Origin of the sequence: Pseudoalteromonas ostreae (assembly GCF_018069805.1) — a bacterium.
GTDB classification, from domain to species: Bacteria; Pseudomonadota; Gammaproteobacteria; order Enterobacterales; family Alteromonadaceae; genus Pseudoalteromonas; species Pseudoalteromonas ostreae.
The window spans coordinates 1-23,283 of the sequence record NZ_JAGPYN010000036.1 but is presented as its reverse complement, the minus strand read 5'-3'; the positions used below and the strand labels follow the sequence as shown (position 1 = coordinate 23,283).

General features: G+C 43.0%; 17 protein-coding genes and 1 tRNA gene. 13 read left to right on the top strand and 5 right to left on the bottom strand.

Going from position 1 to position 23,283, the window contains the following annotated elements; genetic code table 11:
- Nucleotides 1-3: 3 nt before the first annotated feature.
- Genes cysC through cysG form a run of 5 tightly spaced genes read right to left on the bottom strand, consistent with a single transcriptional unit; the run spans nucleotide 4 to nucleotide 6,202 of the window.
- A complete protein-coding gene (gene cysC, locus J7338_RS19510; RefSeq protein WP_210798634.1) occupies nucleotides 4-603 on the bottom strand; it encodes an adenylyl-sulfate kinase in 600 nt (199 codons plus the stop codon).
- Nucleotides 604-639: 36 nt separating this feature from the next.
- Nucleotides 640-2,364 (bottom strand): SLC13 family permease, encoded by a 1,725-nt coding sequence (locus tag J7338_RS19505; protein ID WP_210798633.1) that lies wholly within the window; start codon nucleotides 2,362-2,364, stop codon nucleotides 640-642.
- Between the two features lie 30 nt (nucleotides 2,365-2,394).
- Entirely contained in the window at nucleotides 2,395-3,822 is a 1,428-nt protein-coding gene (gene cysN / locus J7338_RS19500; protein WP_210798632.1) for a sulfate adenylyltransferase subunit CysN, read from the bottom strand.
- Nucleotides 3,822-4,721: a sulfate adenylyltransferase subunit CysD gene (gene cysD / locus J7338_RS19495; protein ID WP_210798631.1), complete on the bottom strand. Its 900-nt coding sequence runs from the start codon at nucleotides 4,719-4,721 to the stop codon at nucleotides 3,822-3,824. The genes cysN and cysD overlap by 1 nt, the downstream gene beginning before the upstream one ends.
- A 59-nt stretch (nucleotides 4,722-4,780) precedes the next feature.
- On the bottom strand, nucleotides 4,781-6,202 hold the full coding sequence (cysG, locus tag J7338_RS19490; protein ID WP_210798630.1) for a siroheme synthase CysG: 1,422 nt from the start codon (nucleotides 6,200-6,202) through the stop codon (nucleotides 4,781-4,783).
- 279 nt (nucleotides 6,203-6,481) lie between these two features.
- Between cysG and deoC the strand changes: the two genes are divergently transcribed.
- The 13 genes from deoC (at nucleotide 6,482) to fusA (ending at nucleotide 23,220) form a co-directional block, all read left to right on the top strand.
- Nucleotides 6,482-7,234 carry a deoxyribose-phosphate aldolase gene (gene deoC / locus J7338_RS19485; RefSeq protein ID WP_210798629.1) on the top strand — a complete coding sequence of 251 codons (753 nt, stop codon included), beginning with the start codon at nucleotides 6,482-6,484 and terminating at the stop codon, nucleotides 7,232-7,234.
- 374 nt (nucleotides 7,235-7,608) lie between these two features.
- A tRNA-Trp gene (locus J7338_RS19480) sits at nucleotides 7,609-7,685 on the top strand.
- A gap of 132 nt (nucleotides 7,686-7,817) precedes the next feature.
- Entirely contained in the window at nucleotides 7,818-8,195 is a 378-nt protein-coding gene (gene secE, locus J7338_RS19475) for a preprotein translocase subunit SecE (protein WP_016710555.1), read from the top strand.
- Nucleotides 8,196-8,199: 4 nt separating this feature from the next.
- The gene (gene nusG / locus J7338_RS19470; RefSeq protein WP_210798628.1) at nucleotides 8,200-8,757 is read left to right on the top strand and encodes a transcription termination/antitermination protein NusG; all 558 of its coding nucleotides are present in this window, start codon (nucleotides 8,200-8,202) and stop codon (nucleotides 8,755-8,757) included.
- A 216-nt stretch (nucleotides 8,758-8,973) separates the two neighbouring features.
- Entirely contained in the window at nucleotides 8,974-9,402 is a 429-nt protein-coding gene (rplK, locus tag J7338_RS19465) for a 50S ribosomal protein L11 (protein ID WP_008108462.1), read from the top strand.
- Nucleotides 9,403-9,405: 3 nt separating this feature from the next.
- On the top strand, nucleotides 9,406-10,110 hold the full coding sequence (gene rplA, locus J7338_RS19460; protein WP_210798627.1) for a 50S ribosomal protein L1: 705 nt from the start codon (nucleotides 9,406-9,408) through the stop codon (nucleotides 10,108-10,110).
- 321 nt (nucleotides 10,111-10,431) lie between these two features.
- On the top strand, nucleotides 10,432-10,926 hold the full coding sequence (gene rplJ / locus J7338_RS19455; protein ID WP_210798626.1) for a 50S ribosomal protein L10: 495 nt from the start codon (nucleotides 10,432-10,434) through the stop codon (nucleotides 10,924-10,926).
- 77 nt (nucleotides 10,927-11,003) lie between these two features.
- Entirely contained in the window at nucleotides 11,004-11,366 is a 363-nt protein-coding gene (gene rplL, locus J7338_RS19450) for a 50S ribosomal protein L7/L12 (RefSeq protein WP_064668694.1), read from the top strand.
- Nucleotides 11,367-11,637: 271 nt separating this feature from the next.
- Nucleotides 11,638-15,663, top strand: a complete 4,026-nt coding sequence (gene rpoB, locus J7338_RS19445; RefSeq protein ID WP_210798625.1) for a DNA-directed RNA polymerase subunit beta — start codon at nucleotides 11,638-11,640, stop codon at nucleotides 15,661-15,663.
- 103 nt (nucleotides 15,664-15,766) lie between these two features.
- Nucleotides 15,767-19,942 (top strand): DNA-directed RNA polymerase subunit beta', encoded by a 4,176-nt coding sequence (gene rpoC / locus J7338_RS19440; RefSeq protein ID WP_210798624.1) that lies wholly within the window; start codon nucleotides 15,767-15,769, stop codon nucleotides 19,940-19,942.
- A gap of 193 nt (nucleotides 19,943-20,135) precedes the next feature.
- Complete coding sequence (gene rpsL, locus J7338_RS19435) at nucleotides 20,136-20,510, top strand: 30S ribosomal protein S12 (protein WP_002958885.1); 375 nt, start codon at nucleotides 20,136-20,138, stop codon at nucleotides 20,508-20,510.
- 97 nt (nucleotides 20,511-20,607) lie between these two features.
- Nucleotides 20,608-21,078: a 30S ribosomal protein S7 gene (gene rpsG / locus J7338_RS19430; RefSeq protein WP_054206871.1), complete on the top strand. Its 471-nt coding sequence runs from the start codon at nucleotides 20,608-20,610 to the stop codon at nucleotides 21,076-21,078.
- 27 nt (nucleotides 21,079-21,105) lie between these two features.
- Nucleotides 21,106-23,220 carry an elongation factor G gene (gene fusA, locus J7338_RS19425; protein WP_210798623.1) on the top strand — a complete coding sequence of 705 codons (2,115 nt, stop codon included), beginning with the start codon at nucleotides 21,106-21,108 and terminating at the stop codon, nucleotides 23,218-23,220.
- Nucleotides 23,221-23,283: the final 63 nt, after the last annotated feature.

Below are 23,283 nucleotides of genomic sequence, written 5' to 3'. Positions count from 1 at the left end.
GAGTTAACCTTTAATAATTTGCTGTTGTTTTAGATACGCTATCAGCTCTTGCACCGATTGGTCTAGGGTGTTTTTGCTGGTATCTAAGATTATTTCCGGTGAATGGGGTATTTGGTAGTCTGAATCAATACCTGTGAAGTGTTTTATTTCACCTGCGCGGGCTTTTTTGTATAAGCCTTTTGGATCGCGACTTTCGCATACGTCCAGAGGTGTGTTTAAAAACACTTCGATAAATTCACCGTCATTGACTAAGTTTCTTACCATATCGCGTTCAGCGCGAAATGGGGAAATAAATGCGGTGAGTACCAATAATCCAGCATCGACCATTAGTTTGGCGGTTTCACCAACGCGGCGAATATTTTCGATGCGGTCTTCGTCGCTAAAGCCTAAATCTTTACACAAGCCGTGGCGTACGTTGTCGCCATCAAGCAGGTAAGTATGAATACCTTGCTGATTCAGTGTGCTTTCTAATGCATTAGCAACGGTGCTTTTACCTGAACCAGAAAATCCAGTGAACCATAAAATAGCCGGTTTATGGCTTTTGTGTTCGCTACGTTGTGCTTTAGTAATGGCATAGTTATGCCAAACAATGTTCTCATCCATTGTAAAACTCTCTTATCAAATACTAAGTAGCGCTGGCTAAAACGGAAACACCAGCGGAATAAGGGTTAATACCGTTATTGAATAAATAATAGAAAGCGGTAAGCCCATTAATGCGTAATCTTTTAAGCGGTAGTTGCCAGCACTGTACACCATGAGGTTAGTCTGATAACCAAACGGTGATATAAAACTCGCAGAAGCACCAAAGGCGACCGCCATAATAAACGGCAGCGGGTCAACATTAAAGCCCATTGCTAATGCATAAGCGACAGGGAATGATAGTGCCGCTGCGGCGTTATTGGTGATAAGTTCGGTGAACATTACTGTCATTACAAAAATCGCGATAAACGCGCCATAGGGGCCAAAATCACCGAGTACATAAAACAATGCTGCAGATATTTGTCCAGCTAGGCCGGTGCCTATCATCAGCTTGGCAAGGCCAATGGCGCTTCCAACTACAGCGAGTAACTCAATCGGAAAACGGCGTTTTACTTCGCTCAGCTTTATCGTTCCCGTGAGCATTAAGCCAATCAGCAATACCAATAAACCTTTAACTAAAGGCACAATGCCAAAAATGCTTAACGCTAGCACCCCAGCAAAGCTGGCGAGCACTAAGTTGGATTGCTTGGGCGCTAAGTGGGTTTGTAGATCAAGCCCTGAGATATACACAAACTCGCGCTTTAAGTTTGGCAAGGTGTAAAAGTCTTTACCTGGGGCGAGGATCAATGAGTCTCCCGCTTGTAATTGTACTTTACCTAAGCCACCTTGTAAGCGGTCATGGCCACGACGGATAGCGATAACCGCGGCATGAAATTGTTCACGAAAGCGAATTTCTTTGACTGTTTTGCCAATAAACTTTGACGATTGACTCACCACAACTTCAACAAGGTGCTCTACGTCTTTCTCGTGTTTATCGTGAACGATTTTCAAGCCGTCAAAACGCGTTAGTAATGGTACAGATTTGATGTCGCCCACAAACAGTAATACATCGCCCGATTTAATCACTTGCTGCGGAGTTACCGCGCAAATACGTTTATCGCCACGTAAAATTTCAGCAAGGAATAAGTCTTTTAATTCCCGTAGGCCGTTTTCTTCAACGCTTTTACCAATCAGCTTTGAGCTAGACTCTACTTTACCTTCAAGGTAAAAGGGCACTACTTCTTGGTCGTTTTTGCCATTGTCTGGCAGATATTTTAGCATCACTAAAATAGTGATCAGGCCCACACTTAAAGCACCTAAGCCAACTAAGGTAAAGTCGAAAAAGCCCAGTGGTGCCATGCCAGCATCAACAGCAAAACCATTGACGATTAAATTTGTTGAAGTACCAATTAAGGTAATTGTGCCGCCCAAAATCGCAGTATACGACAGCGGTAATAACAGCTTTGATGGTGAATGGGTGGGGCTGTCTTTAATTGCTGTAATTAATGACGCAACCACGGCTGTATTATTGGTAAATGAGGATAAAAAGGCTGTCGAAAGTCCCAGTTTAGTTACTGAACTGGTTAAACTTCCTTTTGATAATGATTGGGCAAGCTTTTGTACAAGTGTGGTTTTTTCAACCGCAATTGATACCAGTACCAATAACACTAAGGTGATCAGTGATGGATTGGCGTAGTTGATCAGCATATCTTCGAGGTTGATTAATCCACCTAGGTATGCGGTGCCAATGGCGCCAACAAAAAGCCATGCTGGCTTTAGCCGCGTGCCAAACAGGCACCCGACTAAAGTTAGCATAATGCCTGTTAATACCAGCTGTTGATACATGCTTTATATGTCCTTAACAGGCAGTGTTTATTATTTAAGCTTAGAAATATCAAGCGCTTGCCAATGTGGGAAGTGCTTGCGTACTAACGCATTAAATTCAACTTCAAACTCACTAAAGTTACCGTTTTGTTCTTGGCTTGCAAGTACATTCTCAATCATACCTGCTGCAACTGTTAAGTTAGACAGGCGGTCGATTAAGATGAAGGCACCGGTTTCGTGATTGTTGTGATACGCATCGGCGAAAATAGTTTCGGTCAATTCTAGGGTCACAATAGCGATTTCGTTTAATTGCAGGCTGTCTGCGCTACCATGCTCAAGAGTGTTCACATCAATAGTGTGATCAATCTTTTTCACAATAGCTGAGGTGTTTTTACTGCCTAATTTAAAGTTGTAGCTTTTGCCTAGCACTAGCGGCGCTTCGTGCATCCATACAAGCTTAGCTTGAACTTGATTAGTAACAGTCGCGGTTGACTCAGCAGGGACGATCACATCCCCTCGGCTAATATCAATTTCAGTGTTAAGCGTTAAAGTAATTGCTTGGCCAGCTTCGGCTGTGTCTAAGTTGCCGTCAAAGGTGACAATCTCTTTAATGCTCGAGGTTTTACCTGATGGCAATACTTTAATGGCATCACCAACGCGTAATTTCCCTGAGGTCAATGTACCTTGGAAACCACGGAAGTTTAGGTTAGGGCGTACTACATACTGCACAGGGAAGCGCGCTTCAAAGCCAGTGTCTGTTTCAGCTGCTGGTGAGTCTTCTAATAACTCAAGCAGTGGTTTATCAGTGTAATACGGTGTGCGCTCTGAGCGAGTGACTACGTTATCGCCTTTAAGCGCCGACATAGGCACAAACTTGATGTTAGATACGTTAAGTTGCTCAGCAAATTTTAAATAATCGGCTTTAATGCGCTCATAAACGGTTTCGTCAAAATCAACAATATCCATTTTATTCACGGCAACAACAAACTGTTTAATACCCAATGAATCACAAATAAAGCTATGACGCTTAGTTTGTACTTGCACACCGTAGCGAGCATCAACAAGAATAATCGCAACATCACTGGTTGATGCGCCGGTTACCATGTTGCGGGTGTATTGCTCATGCCCTGGCGTGTCAGCAATAATAAATTTACGCTTAGCGGTTGAAAAATAACGATATGCTACGTCGATGGTAATACCTTGCTCACGCTCAGCTTGTAAGCCATCAACGAGTAGGGCTAAGTCTAACTCTTCACCAGCGTTACCGACTTTTTCGTTATCTTTGTGCAGTGCTGCTAATTGATCTTCATAAATTTGGTGGCTGTCGTGCAGTAGGCGGCCAATCAGGGTTGATTTACCGTCATCCACGCTACCACAGGTCAGCATACGTAATAGACTTTTGTCTTGTTGGCGAGCAAGGTAAGCGTCGATGCCAATTGCTTTTACTTCGTTAATTGTGTCGCTAGTATTAATAGACATTAGAAATAGCCCTCACGTTTTTTCTTTTCCATTGAACCTGCTGAATCGTGGTCAATTACTCGACCTTCACGCTCTGATGAAGTCGACAGCAGCATTTCTTCGATAATTTCAGTCAGTGAACTGGCTGTTGATTCCACTGCACCGGTAAGTGGGTAACAACCTAGAGTACGAAAGCGCACTGACTTCATCATGGGTACTTCGCCATCAGCAAGCGGCATACGTTCATCGTCAACCATGATCAAAGTACCATCACGTTTAACTACTGGGCGTTCTTTGGCTAAATAAAGCGGAACCATGTCGATGTTTTCTTGATAGATATATTGCCAAATATCAAGCTCGGTCCAGTTAGAAAGTGGGAACACACGAATACTTTCACCAGGGTTAACTTGGCTGTTATAGGTATTCCAAAGTTCAGGACGTTGGTTTTTTGGATCCCAGCGATGGTGCTTATCACGGAACGAATAAACACGTTCTTTAGCACGTGATTTTTCTTCATCACGGCGAGCGCCACCAAAAGCGGCATCAAAACCGTACTTATCAAGTGCTTGCTTTAAGCCTTGAGTTTTCATTATATCGGTATGTTTACCAGAGCCATGGGTGAATGGGCTGATATCAATGGCCAAACCTTCAGGGTTTTTATGGACGATTAAGTCAAAGCCATACTCTTTGGCTAAGCGATCACGAAACTCAATCATTTCTTTAAACTTCCAGTTGGTATCAACGTGAAGCAATGGAAATGGAATTTTACCTGGGTAAAACGCTTTACGCGCTAAGTGTAAAAGCACCGATGAATCTTTACCGATAGAGTAAAGCATAACTGGGTTCTCAAACTCAGCAGCGACTTCGCGCATGATTTTGATACTTTCAGCTTCTAATTGCTGAAGGTGAGTTAAAGCCATTGTTAGTCGTCCTACTAAAATGATTAAAGTTAAAATCTAAAAATTTAAATCGTTAATGCTTATGCCGCGCCTGTAAGCGGTTGAGCAAAGCTGCTGGTTTGCGCTTTTTCGCCAAACCAATGAAGTTGCTCATGTAATGAAGCAACTTCACCAATAATTAATAATGCCGGTGAAATAACGCTGTTGCGCTCAATTAAGTCAGCTAGTTCACCTAATTTACCGGTTACTACGCGTTGATTTTTACGCGTGCCATTTTCAATAATTGCTACGGGAGTTTCAGCACCGCGGCCATGCTTTAACAATTGCGCTTGTATATGTGGCGATTTAATAACACCCATATATATAGCTAAGGTTTGATTTGGTTGTGCAAGTGAGTGCCAATCCAGTTCTTGGCCGTCTTTTTTACAATGACCTGTCACAAACTGTATAGCTTGTGCATGATCACGGTGAGTCAACGGAATACCTGCATAGGCGCTACAGCCCGCAGCAGCGGTAATACCAGGAACTATTTGGTAGCTCACTTGGTTTGCAGCTAATACTTGTACTTCCTCGCCACCGCGACCATAAATAAATGGGTCACCACCTTTAATGCGGCACACTTTTTTACCTTGTTTGGCAAAGTTAACTAGCATTTGATTGGTATCTTCTTGTGGCACACTGTGATCGCCCAAACGCTTACCTACACACACTAAATCAGCATCACGGCGCACAAGATCCATAATTTCGTCAGAGACTAAGTAGTCATATACCACCACATCGGCTTGTTGCATTAATTGCAGTGCTTTCAAAGTTAATAACTCAGGGTCACCAGGGCCAGCACCAATTACATATACTTCGCCTTCAGGTTCTGGTTTTGCGTCTAGCAATTGTTCTAATTGTTCGGTTGCAGCCGCCGTATCACCCGTTTGTACTTTGCTGACGACAGATGAATCAAATACGCCTTCCCAAAATTGGCGACGATCAGCAAAACTCGTGAAACGCTGTTTTACTTTGTCGCGAAAGCTGCCAACTAAACTTGCAAGCGGGCCGATGTGTTGTGGGATCAAGGTTTCGAGCTTTTCACGTAATCGACGCGCTAAGACTGGTGCTGTGCCAGCACTTGAAATTGCAATAGTGATCGGGTCACGATCAACAATGGAAGGAAAAATAAAAGTGCACTTAGGTTGGTCGTCCACCACGTTTACAAATATATTTCGTGCATTTGCTAACTCAAATACGCTGTTATTGACGTCATCATTGTCGGTTGCAGCAATGACCAGCATTTTGCCTTCAAGGTGATATTCATCAAAGTAAGCATCAATAAGTGTGACTTCATTATTATTAGCGTGTTCTTTTAATTCATCACAAAACCAAGGTGCTACTACAGCGATATCAGCGCGAGCTTTCAAAAATGCACGGCATTTACGTAACGCAACGTCTCCACCGCCAACAACCAATACTGGTTTATTGTCGAGCTTGGTAAAGATAGGTAAATATTGCATGTGTTGACCCTTGAAAAAATTACAGCAAAGATGCTTTTCAGAAACTCAGAATATAGCGGCGTAAGCTAAGTAAAAAATAATTAAAACCCAGTTAATATAACTAAAAGTTATATGAGGTTGTTCTGTTTGGCTTAAGCCTTATTTAACAGGGGATTGCGACGAGTTGTAAGTGCTGCAATGAGTATATATCTAGCTTAGAGTGTTTGGTTATTAGCTATAGCGGGATTTATTATTTTTGGTACTATAAGCAAACAATTAAGGACAAAGACAGGTGGATTTATGACAACGAAACTGACTGATGCAGCATTAGCTGTACAATTAATGGATTTAACCAGTTTAAATGATAATGATAGTGCTGCAACAATAGAGGCTTTGGTTGCAAGCATTAAGCCCAGCTTAGGTATTCCTGCTGCGGTATGTGTATATAGTGAGTTTGTTGATGACGCTAAGCTGGCTTTAGCTGAGCGCGAGTTGAGTCATGTAAAAGTAGCTACAGTCACTAACTTTCCGTTAGGCGACAGTGAACTAAGTGAGGTAATTAATGAAACCTTAATTGCCATAGAGCGTGGCGCAGATGAAATTGATTTGGTGTTACCATATCAGGCATTAATAGCGGGGGATGAAGCCACAGCACTGGAATATGTGCGTGCATCAAAAGGTCTTTGCCCTGAGCATGTAAAGCTTAAAGTGATTATTGAATCTGGCGAGTTAAAAACGCCTGCATTGATCAAGCAAGCAACAGAACTTGCCATTGCTGGTGGTGCTGATTTTGTAAAAACCAGTACCGGGAAAGTAGCTATAAATGCTACCCTTGAAGCAACCGAAGTGATGTTAAGTACAATTAAACAGTCGCCGCGTGTAGTCGGTTTTAAAGCTTCTGGTGGCGTGAAAACGGTTATGGATGCAAGTAATTACTTACAGCTAGCTGTCTGTATTATGGGAGAAGGTTACTTGAATCCGTCAACATTTAGATTTGGTGCATCAAGCCTGTTGAGCGATATATATGCGATACTTAATGACGTGTCACAGTGAACAAGAAAAATAACAACTTGAGCATGACACAGGCAAGTTGTTATTGCATTACTATGAACAGCATTCTGGTATACTAATACGCCATATTTGGCATAAAATAGATTGTTAGAATGTACTATAAGGGATGATGATACCTGTAGAACAACCATTTGAACAAACCTAGTTAGAGTGTGATTTTTATCAAGGTGAAATATTACAATTAGCGTAACTCCGTTATTTTATTGTGAAAGGTGATCACATTAACTAACGTACGAAAGAAGTTGATTTGGTTATTTCACAACTAACAGGTTAATTAACCCTTAAGATTTTGTCAGATGGGCATCTTTTACACTTGTGTTAATGAATTGCGTAAGTATAATAGGCATCCACTTTGCAGGGGCGTAGTTCCAATTGGTAGAACAGCGGTCTCCAAAACCGATGGTTGGGAGTTCGAGTCTCTCCGCCCCTGCCATTTTATCCTGTTTGTGGGTAAAGTCTGAGGTTAAAAATCGGTTTAAATAAGTCTGTTTTTAAGTTTGGATTTTAATGGATTAACCCTGCCATAGTGTAGGGTTGTTGTGTCTGTAGTTAAGGTAATAATATTATGAGCACGAATGTAGAAACGCCATCAAGTGCGATGGATTCAGTAAAGTGGCTTGTGGCAATTGCGCTACTTGCAGGCGCAGTAGTTGGTAACTATATGTACGCAGATCAGTCTGTGTTATTACGTGCTATTGGTGTTGTTGTTGCTGTTGCCGCAGGTTTGGGCATTGCATCACAAACTGAAAAAGGGCGTACCTTTCTTGCTTTTGCAAAAGAAGCACGCATAGAAGTACGTAAAGTAGTGTGGCCTACGCGCCAAGAAACTACCCATACGACATTTATTGTAATGGTTGCAACTGCGATTATGGCACTTATCCTTTGGGGATTAGATGGCATTTTATTCCGCGCAGTAGGCTTTTTAACTGGATTGGAGATCTGATCCCATGTCGGATGAGAACAACGAAAAGAAACTACGCTGGTACGTAGTACAGGCTTTCTCAGGTTATGAGAAGCGTGTTGCACAAACTATTCTTGAGCATATCAAGATCGAAGGTTTGGAAGATAGCTTTGGTGAAGTATTAGTCCCTACTGAAGAGGTGGTTGAGATGCGCGCGGGTCAAAAGCGTAAATCTGAGCGTAAGTTCTTCCCAGGTTATGTACTTATCCAAATGGATATGAATGATGCAAGCTGGCACTTAGTAAATAGCACTGCGCGTGTTATGGGCTTTATCGGTGGTACATCTGATCGTCCAGCACCAATTAGCGCTAAAGAAGCGGATCGTATTCTTAACCGTTTACAAGAAAACGCTGAAGCGCCTAAGCCTGCAACGTTATTTGAACCAGGTGAAGTGGTTCGTGTTGTTGACGGTCCATTTGCTGATTTCAGCGGTGTGGTTGAAGCTGTTGACTATGAAAAGAGCCGCGTAAAAGTATCGGTACTTATTTTTGGTCGTTCTACTCCTGTTGAACTTGAATTTGGTCAAGTTGAGCAAGATAGATAAAAAAATTAACTGATTTATACCAAAAAATATATTGTTTGGTATAAAGCTTGAAAAAGGCCGCTGATTAACTTATAATCAGCGGCCTTTTTGTATTCAAAGTAAGCATTTCTTGGTTTGTATACAGAAAAGTGAGAAACCAATTTTTAAACTGGGAAGCCGCTAGAGTACGCGTCCTCGCGCGCACAAGGCTAAGACCCACCTAATGAGGTATTTATAATGGCTAAGAAAGTTGAAGCTCTAATCAAGCTACAAGTTGCTGCTGGTATGGCTAATCCTAGTCCTCCAGTAGGTCCAGCACTAGGTCAACACGGTGTAAACATCATGGAATTCTGTAAAGCGTTCAACGCACGTACAGAATCTATCGAAAAAGGCGCTCCAGTTCCTGTAGTGATCTCTGTTTACGGCGACCGTTCATTTACGTTCGACATGAAAACGCCACCGGCTGCTTACTTACTTAAGAAAGCTGCAGGTATCAAATCTGGTTCAGGCCGTCCTAACACTGAAAAAGTAGGCACAGTAACACGTGCTCAACTTGAAGAGATCGTTGAGACTAAAAAACCTGACCTTACAGCTTCTGATTTAGAAGCTGCGGTTCGCACTATCGCAGGTTCTGCGCGTGCGATGGGCTTGAACGTAGAGGACTAAGAAATGGCTAAATTAACTAAACGTATGCGTACTATCCGCGAAAAAGTGGAAGTAACTAAAGATTACGAAATCAATGAAGCGGTTGCTCTTTTAAAAGAGTTAGCGACAGCTAAATTCGTAGAAAGTGTTGACGTTGCCGTTAACCTTGGTATCGATGCTCGTAAATCTGACCAAAACGTTCGTGGTGCTACTGTACTACCTAACGGTACTGGTCGTGACGTTCGCGTTGCTGTATTCACACAAGGCGCTAACGCAGAAGCTGCGAAAGAAGCCGGTGCTGAATTAGTAGGCATGGAAGATCTTGCTGAACTAGTAAAGAAAGGCGAGATGAACTTTGACGTTGTTGTTGCATCACCAGACGCTATGCGTGTTGTTGGTCAACTAGGTCAAATCTTAGGCCCACGTGGTCTAATGCCAAACCCTAAAACTGGTACTGTAACACCTAACGTTGCAGAAGCAGTTAAAAATGCTAAAGCTGGTCAAGTGCGCTACCGCAATGACAAAAATGGTATCATCCATACTACTATTGGTAAGGTTGATTTCACAGCTGAGCAGCTTCAACAAAACCTTGAGTCGCTAATTGTTGCGCTTAAGAAGGCTAAGCCTTCACAAGCAAAAGGTGTTTACGTTAAGAAAGTAACCATCTCTACAACAATGGGCGCAGGTGTTTCTGTTGACCAAAGCACTTTAACAACTGCTGTTGTTTAATTGAGTGTTTACATGGCGTGAAATTTGTACTATAATTTTGCGCCATTTTGCTGATTAATTTAATTAATAGCAAAGTAAAGAATTCGGGTTGAAGTCCATAATTTCGAGGCGCCTTAGGGCAAGGCGATAAATTGGGCTTCCGTCCAAGACCGTAGGTGGCTTCGGCCTTAATATTCACCTACGTAGACGGTGTGAATCCCCAGATAGATTTTTCCTAATCTTCTGGCTCTCGCCGTAAAAAGCATCTCTATCTTGTTTGATAGGGAAGAGTAGAACAGGGAAACCGATGTACGGTAACCCATTAAACCAGGAGTAACACCCATGGCTTTAAATCTTCAAGGCAAAAAAGCAATTGTTGCTGAAGTCAACGAAGCAGCCAATGGTGCTCTATCTGCAGTTGTTGCAGATTCTCGTGGTGTAACAGTTGGTGCAATTACTGCCCTTCGTAAAGAAGCTCGCGAAGCGGGTGTTTGGATGAAAGTTGTCCGTAACACTTTAGCAAAACGTGCTCTTGAAGGAACACAGTTTGAGTGCCTTTCTGATTCATTTGTTGGTCCAAGCTTAATCGCTTTCTCATCAGAGCACCCTGGTGCTGCTGCGCGTATCTTTTCTGCTTTTGCAAAAAAGAACGAGAAATTTGAGCTTAAAACGGCCGCTTTTGAAGGCAATGTAGTAGACGCAGGCATGCTTGCAACTCTACCTACATACGACGAAGCTGTTGCACGCTTAATGAGCGCTATGAAAGAAGCGTCTGCTGGCAAATTGTGTAAAACAATTGAAGCAGTACGTGTACAGAAAGAAGAGCAAGCTGCTTAATTTTAAGCTGTTTAATCAACCTTTCGGTGTAAAAATTTTTTTGGACCTCGAGTCCGTTAATTATTAGGAAATTTGTAATGTCTGTAACTAAAGACCAAATCCTTGACGCAATTGCTGAAATGTCAGTAATGGACGTTGTTGCTCTTGTTGAAGCAATGGAAGAAAAATTCGGCGTAACTGCTGCAGCTGCTATGGTAGCAGGTCCTGCTGCTGAAGCTGCTGAAGAGAAAACAGAATTTGACGTAATCCTTACTGGCGCTGGCGCTAATAAAGTTGCGGCAATCAAAGCTGTTCGTAGCGCAACTGGCCTAGGCCTTAAAGAAGCGAAAGCTCTTGTTGAAGCTGCTCCTACACCTGTTAAAGAAGGTGTATCTAAAGAAGAAGCTGAAGCACTTGCTAAAGACCTTACTGAAGCTGGTGCTGAAGTTGAGGTTAAGTAATTTAGCTTTTGCTAAGTTCGCTGTCTGAGAAATCAGGCAAGGGCTGGTGATTATATAATCACCGGCCTTTTTGCGCTATAGAGCGATGTATTCCTATAGCTCAAATAAAATCTGATTTTCTCTTTGCTTTCAACGCTTTATAGTTTGCTAGTGTTAAAGTGAGAGTTTATCAGAACAACAATTAAATGTTGTACAATCTTGGCTTAGATGCCAGTTAAGTCTGTTCTTACAAGAACAGGTCGGGTCAAAGATCAGCAAGCTGAGGAACCCCATGGCTTACTCTTATTCTGAAAAGAAACGTATCCGTAAGGATTTTGGTAAACGTCCACAAGTTTTGGATATACCTTTCTTACTGTCAACGCAGTTAGAATCGTTTAAAAAATTCTTAGTGCCGGACGCTGATGGCGATCATGGTTTGGAAGCTGCCTTCCGTTCTGTGTTTCCAATCAAAAGCTACTCGGGAAATTCTGAGCTTCAATACGTAAGTTATCGTATTGGTGAGCCAGTTTTCGATGTAAAAGAATGTCAAATTCGCGGTGTGACTTATTCTGCTCCACTTCGCGTAAAACTACGCCTTGTAGTAATGGACAAAGAAGCGCCAGGCACAGTTAAAGACATTAAAGAGCAAGAAGTTTACATGGGCGAAATTCCGCTCATGACCGATACCGGTACTTTTGTCATCAATGGTACAGAGCGTGTTATCGTTTCTCAGCTACACCGTAGCCCTGGTGTATTCTTTGATAACGACCGCGGTAAAACTCACTCATCAGGTAAAGTGCTATATAACGCACGTGTTATCCCATACCGTGGTTCATGGTTAGATTTTGAGTTTGATGCAAAAGATAACTTATATGTACGTATTGACCGTCGTCGTAAATTACCGGCGTCAATCATGTTGCGTGCACTTGAGTACACGACAGAAGAGATCTTAAGTATCTTCTTCGAAACCACTGCATTTGAAGTAACTGACGGTAAAGTTCTTATGGAACTTGTGCCATCACGTTTACGTGGTGAAACAGCTGCCTTTGATATTAAAAGTGAAGACGGTGAAGTGTTCGTTGAATCTGGCCGTCGTGTAACTGCGCGTCATATCAAGAGCATTGAGAAAAAAGGCATTAGCCATTTAGAAGTACCCCATGAGTACATCATTGGTCGTGTAATTGCACAAAACTACGTTGATGAGTCAACGGGTGAAGTGATTGCCAACGCGAATGATGAATTAACTCTAGAGTTAATGGCTGAATTGGTTAAAGCAGGTCACACTAAAATTGATACGCTATATATCAATGAAGTGGACAGCGGTGCATATATTTCTGATACCTTACGTATCGATTCAAGCACTAACCGCCTAGAAGCACTAGTAGAAATTTATCGCATGATGCGCCCAGGCGAGCCACCAACTAAAGATGCGGCTGAAGCCTTATTTGAGAACTTATTCTTCTCAGAAGAACGTTATGACTTATCAACTGTAGGTCGTATGAAGTTCAATAGCCGTGTTGGTTATGATACTGACACAGGCCCTGGCACATTAAGCAAAGAAGACATCGTGTCTGTTATGAAAGTATTGATTGCTATTCGTAACGGTCAAGGCGATGTTGATGATATCGACCACTTAGGCAACCGTCGTATTCGTAGTGTTGGCGAAATGGCTGAGAACCAATTCCGTGTAGGTTTAGTACGTGTAGAGCGTGCTGTACGTGAGCGTTTAAGCTTAGGTGACCTAGATGCGATCATGCCACAAGATCTTATTAACGCTAAGCCGATTTCGGCAGCGGTTAAAGAGTTCTTTGGCTCGTCTCAGTTATCACAGTTTATGGACCAAAATAACCCGCTATCAGAAGTAACGCATAAGCGTCGTATTTCTGCATTAGGGCCGGGCGGTCTAACTCGTGAGCGCGCTGGCTTTGAAGTACGTGACGTTCACGTAACTCACTATGGTCGCGTATGTCCAATCGAAACTCCTGAGGGTCCAAACATCGGTCTAATTAACTCATTGTCTACGTACGCACGTACTAATGACTATGGTTTCTTAGAAACACCTTACCGCAAAGTGGTAGACGGTGTTGTAACTGATGAAGTTGATTACTTATCAGCCATTGAAGAAGGTCAGTTTGTTATCGCACAGGCGAACTCAAACTTAACTGAAAACAATGAGTTTGTTGATGAATTAATCCCATGTCGTCACAAAGGTGAATCTACCTTTATGGGTCGCATGGACCAGCAATATATGGATGTATCACCACAACAGGTGATCTCTGTAGCGGCAGCACTTATCCCGTTCCTAGAACACGATGATGCTAACCGTGCATTGATGGGTTCAAACATGCAACGTCAAGCAGTACCAACACTCAAAGCGGACAAACCGTTAGTAGGTACTGGTATTGAGTTAACACTAGCGAAAGATTCTGGTGTAACGATTGTTGCTAAACGTGGTGGTGAAGTAATGTATGCTGACGCAAGTCGCATCGTTGTTAATGTACATGAAGAAGAACGCATCCCTGGTGAAGCGGGCATCGACATCTACAACTTAACCAAATACACACGTTCTAACCAAAACACATGTATTAACCAAAAACCAACTTGTATGGTTGGCGAACCGGTTACTCGCGGTGACGTGTTAGCAGATGGTCCTTCGACTGACTTAGGTGACTTAGCCCTTGGTCAAAACTTGCGCGTGGCATTCATGCCATGGAACGGTTATAACTTCGAGGATTCAATCTTACTATCAGAGCGCGTAGTTGAAGAAGATCGTTTAACGACTATCCATATTCAAGAACTACAGTGTGTTGCCCGTGATACTAAGTTAGGTCCTGAAGAGATCACTGCAGATATCCCGAATGTGGGTGAATCTGCACTAGGCAAGCTTGATGAATCAGGTGTTGTTTATATCGGTGCTGAAGTTAAAGGCGGCGATATCCTAGTAGGTAAAGTGACTCCGAAAGGCGAAACGCAATTAACTCCTGAAGAGAAGCTACTACGAGCTATCTTTGGTGAGAAAGCGTCTGACGTTAAAGACAGCTCATTACGTGTACCAAACTCTGTTACAGGTACTGTAATTGACGTGCAAGTCTTCACCCGTGATGGTGTTGAAAAAGACAAGCGCGCGCTAGAAGTTGAAGAAATGCAACTTCGTGACGCGAAAAAAGACTTTAACGAAGAATTCCGTATTCTTGAAGCAGGCGTGTTAGATCGTGCTCGCAAGCTACTTATTGCAGCTGGTCAAGATGAAGATAGATTAGTGTCATTGAATGCAGAGAAGCTACTAACTCAAAGCCTTGCTGAAGAAGATAAGCAAGCTGAACTTGAGCAACTAGCAGCCCAGTACGATGAGCTAAAAGCTGAATACGATAAAAAGTTTGAAAACAAACGTCGTAAAATTACCCAAGGTGATGACTTAGCACCAGGCGTACTTAAGATTGTTAAAGTATACCTAGCTGTTAAACGTCGTATCCAACCAGGTGATAAAATGGCGGGTCGTCATGGTAACAAAGGTGTTATCTCGACTATCGTACCAGTAGAAGATATGCCATACGATGATAAAGGTCGTACTGTTGATATCGTACTTAACCCGCTGGGTGTACCATCACGTATGAACATCGGTCAGATCCTTGAAACACATATGGGTCTAGCTGCTCGTGGTATTGGTGAGCGTATTGAAGAAATGATGAAAGAACAACGTGAGCTTCATGAGCTACGTGAATTCATCAAGCAAGCATACGAAATTGGTGAATCTCGCCAGTTCGTAGATATTGCTAGCTTCACAGATGACGAAATTCGTCGTTTGGCTGAAAACTTAAAAGGTGGTTTACCAATCGCTACTCCTGCATTTGATGGCGCGAAAGAAAGCGAAATCAAAGACATGCTTGAGCTTGGTGGCTACCCTCGTAGTGGTCAGGTTACACTTTATGATGGCCGTACTGGCGATCAGTTTGAACGTCAAGTAACCGTTGGTTACATGTACATGCTGAAACTGAATCACTTAGTTGATGACAAAATGCATGCGCGTTCTACTGGTTCTTACAGCCTTGTTACTCAGCAGCCGCTGGGTGGTAAAGCACAGTTCGGTGGCCAGCGTTTTGGTGAGATGGAAGTATGGGCACTTGAAGCTTACGGTGCTGCTTACACTCTACAAGAAATGCTAACAGTGAAATCGGATGACGTGAACGGTCGTACTAAGATGTATAAAAACATCGTTGATGGTAACCATAAAATGGAACCAGGTATGCCAGAATCGTTCAACGTATTGTTGAAAGAAATCCGCTCACTGGGTATCAACATCGAGTTGGAAGAAAATTAAGCCAATTAGGTGCTACAGCTAGCCTGTAGCACCTGTTACGGCCGAATAGAATGTAGGGACGAAATCATCCGTCCTCAAGATTAACTCCGACAGGAGAGCTAAGGTGAAAGACTTACTTAAGTTTCTGAAGCAACAAAATAAGACCGAAGAATTCGATGCAATTCGCATTGGTCTTGCTTCACCAGACATGGTTCGTTCATGGTCATATGGTGAAGTAAAGAAACCTGAGACTATTAACTACCGTACTTTCAAGCCTGAGCGCGATGGCTTATTCTGTGCCCGTATTTTCGGACCAGTGAAAGATTATGAATGCTTATGTGGTAAATATAAGCGTCTTAAACACCGTGGTGTGATCTGTGAAAAGTGTGGCGTTGAAGTAACACTCACTAAAGTGCGTCGTGATCGTATGGGTCACATCGACCTTGCGAGCCCAGTTGCACATATATGGTTTTTAAAATCATTACCGTCACGTATCGGTTTAATGCTCGATATGACGCTTCGTGATATTGAACGTGTTCTTTACTTCGAATCATTCGTAGTAACTGAGCCTGGTATGACAACGCTTGAGCGTAGTCAGCTATTAGGTGAAGAAGAATACCTAGATGCACTTGAAGAGCACGGTGATGAGTTTGAAGCGAAGATGGGTGCTGAAGCAGTATTAGACTTGCTTCGTGAACTCGATCTTGCGCAATTAATTGCTGAAATGCGTGAAGAGTTACCAACAATTAACTCTGAAACTAAGCGTAAGAAGATCACTAAACGTCTTAAATTAATGGAATCGTTCCACCAATCAGGTAATAACCCTGAGTGGATGATCATGACAGTACTTCCAGTATTGCCACCTGATCTACGTCCATTAGTACCACTTGATGGTGGCCGTTTTGCGACTTCTGATCTAAATGACCTTTACCGTCGTGTTATTAACCGTAATAACCGTCTTAAACGTCTACTAGATTTAGCTGCACCGGATATTATCGTACGCAACGAAAAACGTATGTTACAAGAAGCGGTTGATGCGCTACTTGATAACGGTCGTCGTGGTCGTGCAATTACAGGTTCTAACAAGCGTCCGCTTAAATCTCTTGCTGATATGATCAAGGGTAAGCAAGGTCGTTTCCGTCAGAACTTACTTGGTAAGCGTGTAGATTATTCAGGCCGTTCTGTAATCACAGTGGGTCCTACACTTAAGCTTCACCAATGTGGTCTTCCTAAGAAGATGGCACTTGAGCTATTCAAACCATTTATCTATGGCAAACTAGAGCGTCGCGGCATGGCTACGACAATCAAAGCTGCTAAGAAAATGGTAGAGCGTGAAGTTCCGGAAGTATGGGATGTATTAGATGAAGTAATTCGTGAACATCCAGTATTACTTAACCGTGCACCAACACTTCACCGTTTGGGTATCCAAGCGTTTGAACCTGTGCTTATCGAAGGTAAAGCAATCCATTTGCATCCATTAGTATGTGCGGCCTACAACGCCGACTTCGATGGTGACCAAATGGCGGTACACGTACCGCTAACGATTGAAGCGCAGCTTGAAGCTCGTGCATTGATGATGTCTACAAACAACATCCTATCTCCTGCGAATGGTGAGCCAATCATCGTTCCATCACAGGACGTTGTATTGGGTCTTTACTACATGACGCGTGATCGCATTAATGCGAAAGGCGAAGGTATCGTATTTAAAGATCCAAAAGAAGCAGAAAAAGCATACCGTAGTGGTAATGCAGAACTTCACGCTCGCGTAAAAGTTCGCATCAGCCAGTCAGTGAAGAACGAAAATGGTGTAGTAGAAGATACTGTCACTATCATCGATACAACTGTCGGTCGTGCGATTTTGTCGCTAATTTTACCTAAAGGTATGCCGTTTGAGTCAATCAACCAAGCATTAGGTAAAAAGCAGATTTCTAGCTTATTAAATGAGTGTTACCGTCGTCTTGGTCTTAAAGATACCGTTATCTTTGCTGACCAAGTTATGTATACCGGTTTCCACTACGCAATGAAGTCAGGTGTTTCAATTGGTATCGATGACTTAGTTATCCCACCGATCAAAGCATCAATTATCGAAGCAGCTGAAGCTGAAGTAACTGAAATCAACCAACAATTCCAATCAGGTCTTGTAACGGCTGGTGAAAAGTACAATAAAGTTATCGATATCTGGTCACGTGTAAATGAAAACTTATCACGTGAAATGATGGCCAACTTGTCAAAAGACACGGTTATCAATGCCCAAGGTGAAGAAGAAGAGCAACCGTCATTTAACTCAGTGTTTATGATGGCCGATTCTGGTGCTCGTGGTAGTGCCGCTCAGATCCGTCAGCTAGCAGGTATGCGTGGTCTAATGGCACGTCCAGATGGTTCAATCATCGAGACGCCAATCACGGCTAACTTCCGTGAAGGTCTAAACGTACTTCAGTACTTCATCTCAACGCATGGTGCGCGTAAAGGTCTTGCCGATACAGCACTGAAAACAGCGAACTCGGGTTACCTAACGCGTCGTCTAGTAGACGTTGCACAAGATTTGGTGATCAACGAAGACGATTGTGGCACTGAAGATGGCTTAACAATGAAACCGCTTATTGAAGGTGGTGACGTTGTAGAAGCACTTCGCGAACGTGTATTAGGTCGTGTTGTTGCTGAAGATATTGTGATCCCTGGTACTAATACAGTACTAGTAGAGCGTAATATCATGCTTGACGAAAAGCTGTGTGATCTTTTAGAAGAGCACTCAGTAGATGAAGTTCGCGTACGTTCAGTTATCACTTGTGATAACGACTTTGGTGTATGTGCTAAGTGTTACGGTCGTGACCTTGCACGTGGTCATATCATCAACGCGGGTGAATCAGTAGGTGTTATCGCGGCACAATCAATCGGTGAGCCGGGTACACAGCTTACGATGCGTACTTTCCACATCGGTGGTGCGGCATCAAGAGCATCTGCTGAAAACAATGTACAAGTTAAAACTAACGGTACATTGAAGCTTCATAACGCAAAATATGTATTAAACACTGACGGTAAGATTGTTATTACCTCTCGTTCTACTGAAATCACTATCATCGATAGCCATGGTCGTGAGAAAGAGCGTTATAAAGTACCTTACGGTGCGGTATTAACAGTACAAGACAATACGGAAGTTCAAGGTAACGACATCGTTGCTACTTGGGACCCGCATAGTCACCCAATCGTTCTTGAGCATAAGTCAAAAGTATCGTTCAGCGATATCGATGACTCAAACACTGAAGCACAGACTGATGAACTAACTGGTTTAACCCGTGTAGTTGTTAAAGATCTTGCTAAGATAAATGCGAAAGAGCCGAAGCTTATCATCGAAAGTGAAGAGCGCGGTCTGCAAGAAACTCGTCTTCCTTCATACACTACGATTGAAGTAACAGACGGTGTAACGGCAAATCCAGGTGACGTGTTAGCACGTATTCCGCAAGAAGGTTCGAAAACTCGTGATATCACGGGTGGTCTACCACGCGTAGCCGACTTATTTGAAGCGCGTAAACCGAAAGAGCCAGCTATCTTAGCTGAGATCACCGGTACGATTAGCTTCGGTAAAGAAACTAAAGGTAAGAAGCGTTTAGTTATTACTCCAGCTGAAGGTGATCATTATGAAGAAATGATCCCGAAATGGCGTCAACTTAACGTGTTTGAGGGTGAGCAAGTGTCTAAAGGTGAAGTTATCGCCGACGGTCCTGAATCACCACATGACATCTTACGCCTACGTGGTGTGACACATGTTGCTAACTACATCGTTAACGAAGTGCAAGAGGTTTACCGTTTGCAAGGCGTTAAGATCAATGACAAGCACATTGAAACAATTATCCGTCAAATGATCCGTAAGTGTACGATCCTTGACGGCGGCCATAGTGAATTCTTAGCCGGTGAGCAAATTGAAGTGGCACGCGTTAATATCGCAAACCGCGACTTAGAAGCTCAAGGCAAGTTACCAGCTAAATATGAAATCCAATTAATGGGTATCACTAAAGCATCACTAGCCACAGAATCTTTCATCTCGGCAGCATCATTCCAGGAGACAACTCGTGTCCTAACTGAAGCCGCTGTAAATGGTAAGAGCGATGAACTTCGCGGTCTGAAAGAAAACGTAATTGTGGGTCGTTTGATCCCAGCCGGTACCGGTTTTGCGTATCATCAGGATCGTATGGCTCGTCGTAAGCAGAGCAAAGTTGTTGTTGAAGAGCAAACCGTAAGTGCAGAAGAGGCAACTCAAGCACTAACAGACGCTTTAAACGCGGATTTATCTGGAAACCAATAAACTCAACTTAATCAATAGATTAGGTTTTTGCAAGGCAGTTATCTACTGCCTTGCTAACGGTTTAGGTTGACAGCTCAATCTTTGCTCATTAAAATTCCGCCACCCATTTACCAGTACGTATAATACGGGCTTGTAAATAAAGGGCGGATTTTTTATTTTTTCAGTAGTAATTTTAATTTCAGGAGCTATTTAAATGGCAACTATTAACCAGCTAGTGCGTAAGCCACGTCGTAGCAAGGTTACGAAAAGTAACTCAGCTGCGCTTAAAGCGTGTCCGCAAAAGCGCGGTGTATGTACTCGCGTATATACAACTACACCTAAGAAACCAAACTCGGCGTTACGTAAAGTAGCTCGTGTACGTTTAACTAACGGTTTCGAAGTAACTTCATACATTGGTGGTGAAGGTCATAACCTTCAAGAGCATAGTGTAATCCTAATCCGTGGTGGTCGTGTTAAAGATTTACCAGGTGTGCGTTTTCACACTGTTCGTGGTGCACTTGACTGTGCAGGCGTTAGCGACCGTCGTCAAGCTCGTTCTAAATACGGTGCAAAACGCCCTAAAGGCTAATTGTATTCCGTTAGTAAGGCCAAGCACTAAATATTTTTAATTATTGTTTTGGGTGATTGACTCGAAAGAGCAAACCTGAATAAACCGGAGATACAAAATGCCTAGAAGACGCGTAATAGGTCAACGTAAAATTCTTCCAGATCCTAAGTTCGGATCGGAACTTCTTGCAAAATTCGTTAACATCGTAATGTTAGACGGCAAGAAATCTACTGCTGAAAAAATCGTTTACGGTGCGCTAGATGTGGCTGCTGAGAAATCAGGCAAATCGCACCTTGAAATCTTTGAAACTGCACTTGAAAACATCCGTCCACAGGTAGAGGTTAAATCTCGCCGTGTTGGTGGTTCAACGTATCAAGTACCAGTAGAAGTACGTCCAGTACGTCGCAACGCATTAGGTATGCGTTGGTTAGTAGACGCTGCACGTAAGCGTGGCGAGAAATCTATGGGCTTACGTTTAGCTCAAGAACTTGTTGACGCTTCTGACAACAAAGGCACTGCGGTTAAGAAACGTGAAGACGTTCACCGTATGGCTGAAGCGAATAAAGCATTCGCACATTACCGTTGGTAATCTGTCCTTAACCTTTAAGAGGATTTTATGGCACGTACAACTCCACTTGAGCGCTACCGCAATATCGGTATTGTTGCTCACGTAGATGCAGGCAAAACCACCACAACAGAACGTGTTCTGTTCTACACAGGTCTTTCTCATAAGATCGGTGAAGTACATGATGGCGCCGCAACTATGGACTGGATGGAGCAGGAACAAGAGCGTGGTATCACAATCACTTCTGCTGCAACAACGTGTTTCTGGAAAGGGATGGACGCGCAATTTGACGCTCATCGTATCAATATTATTGATACTCCAGGGCACGTAGATTTCACTATTGAAGTAGAGCGTTCTTTACGTGTACTTGATGGTGCGGTAGTTGTGCTTTGTGCTTCATCTGGTGTACAGCCGCAAACTGAGACAGTTTGGCGTCAAGCGAACAAATACGAAGTTCCGAGAATGATCTTCGTAAATAAAATGGATCGCACGGGCGCTGACTTCTTAACGGTTGTTGGCCAGGTGAAATCTCGTCTTGGAGCAACGCCTGTTCCAATTCAGCTACCAGTAGGCGCTGAAGACGACTTTAAAGGTGTTATTGATCTCATAAAAATGAAAATGATTAACTGGAATGATAAAGACCAGGGAATGACTTTCACCTATGAGGCAATACCGGCAGAACTTCAAGATTTAGCTGAAGAATGGCGCTCAAACTTAGTTGAAAGCGCAGCTGAAGCATCTGAAGAACTAATGGATAAGTATTTGGAAGGTGAAGACCTGAGCGAAGCAGAAATTAAAAATGCTTTGCGTCAGCGTACATTGGCTAACGAAATCGTTCCAGTCACATGTGGTAGTGCATTTAAAAATAAAGGCGTTCAAGCTGTGCTTGATGGCGTTATTGAATATATGCCTGCACCAACACAAGTGAAACAAATTCAAGGTATCCTTGAAGATGGTACTGAGGAAGAGCGTCCAGCTAATGACAACGCACCGTTTGCTGCACTTGCTTTTAAGATTGCAACAGACCCGTTCGTTGGTACTTTAACTTTCTTCCGTGTTTACTCTGGTACTGTTAAACAGGGTGACGCGGTATACAACCCAGTAAAATGTAAGCGTGAGCGTCTTGGCCGTATCGTTCAGATGCATTCAAACTCACGTGAAGAGATCAAAGAAGTCTACGCAGGTGATATTGCGGCGGCTATTGGTCTCAAAGACGTAACAACAGGTGAAACACTGTGTGATCCGAATTCTATTATTACGCTTGAGCGTATGGAATTCCCTGAACCAGTTATCTCTGTTGCGGTTGAGCCTCGCACAATCGCTGACCAAGATAAGATGGGTATCGCGCTAGGTAAACTAGCGGCAGAAGATCCGTCTTTTCGCGTACAAACTGACGAAGAATCAGGCCAGACTATTATCTCTGGAATGGGTGAACTTCACCTTGATATCATTGTCGACCGTATGAAACGTGAATTCAGTGTTGAATGTAACGTTGGTAAGCCGCAGGTTTCTTATCGTGAAGCTATTCGTTCAACTGTTAAAGTTGAAGGTAAATTCATACGTCAATCAGGTGGACGTGGCCAGTATGGTCATGTCTGGCTTAAACTTGAACCGATGGATATTTCGGATGATGAAGCCCCAATTTACGAGTTCGTTAACGAAACCGTAGGTGGCTCAGTTCCAAAAGAATACATCCCTGCGGTAGACAAAGGCATCCAAGAGCAAATGTCTCAAGGTGTGCTGGCAGGCTACCCATTACTTGGTGTGAAAGCGACTTTATATGATGGTTCATTCCATGATGTAGATTCGAATGAAATGGCATTTAAAATAGCGGGTTCACTGGCAATGAAACAAGGTGCGCTACAAGCAGACCCTGTACTATTAGAGCCAATGATGAAGGTTGAAGTACTCACTCCTGAAGCAAACATGGGTGATGTAGTTGGTGACTTAAACCGTCGCCGCGGCATGATCGAAGGCATGGAAGACGCGCTAGGTGGACTTAAATTAATTAACGCCCAGGTTCCGCTTTCTGAAATGTTTGGTTATGCTACTGATCTACGATCTGCAACACAAGGCCGTGCCTCATACTCTATGGAGTTTTTGAAGTACGCTGAAGCCTCGAAACATGTTGCGGACACAATAATTACAGCTCGCGCTGTTAAGTAATTTTTAGCTCGGTTTGGTCCACAGTGGACTGAACCTTTAATTTCTTTATAGGAATTTTTTAAG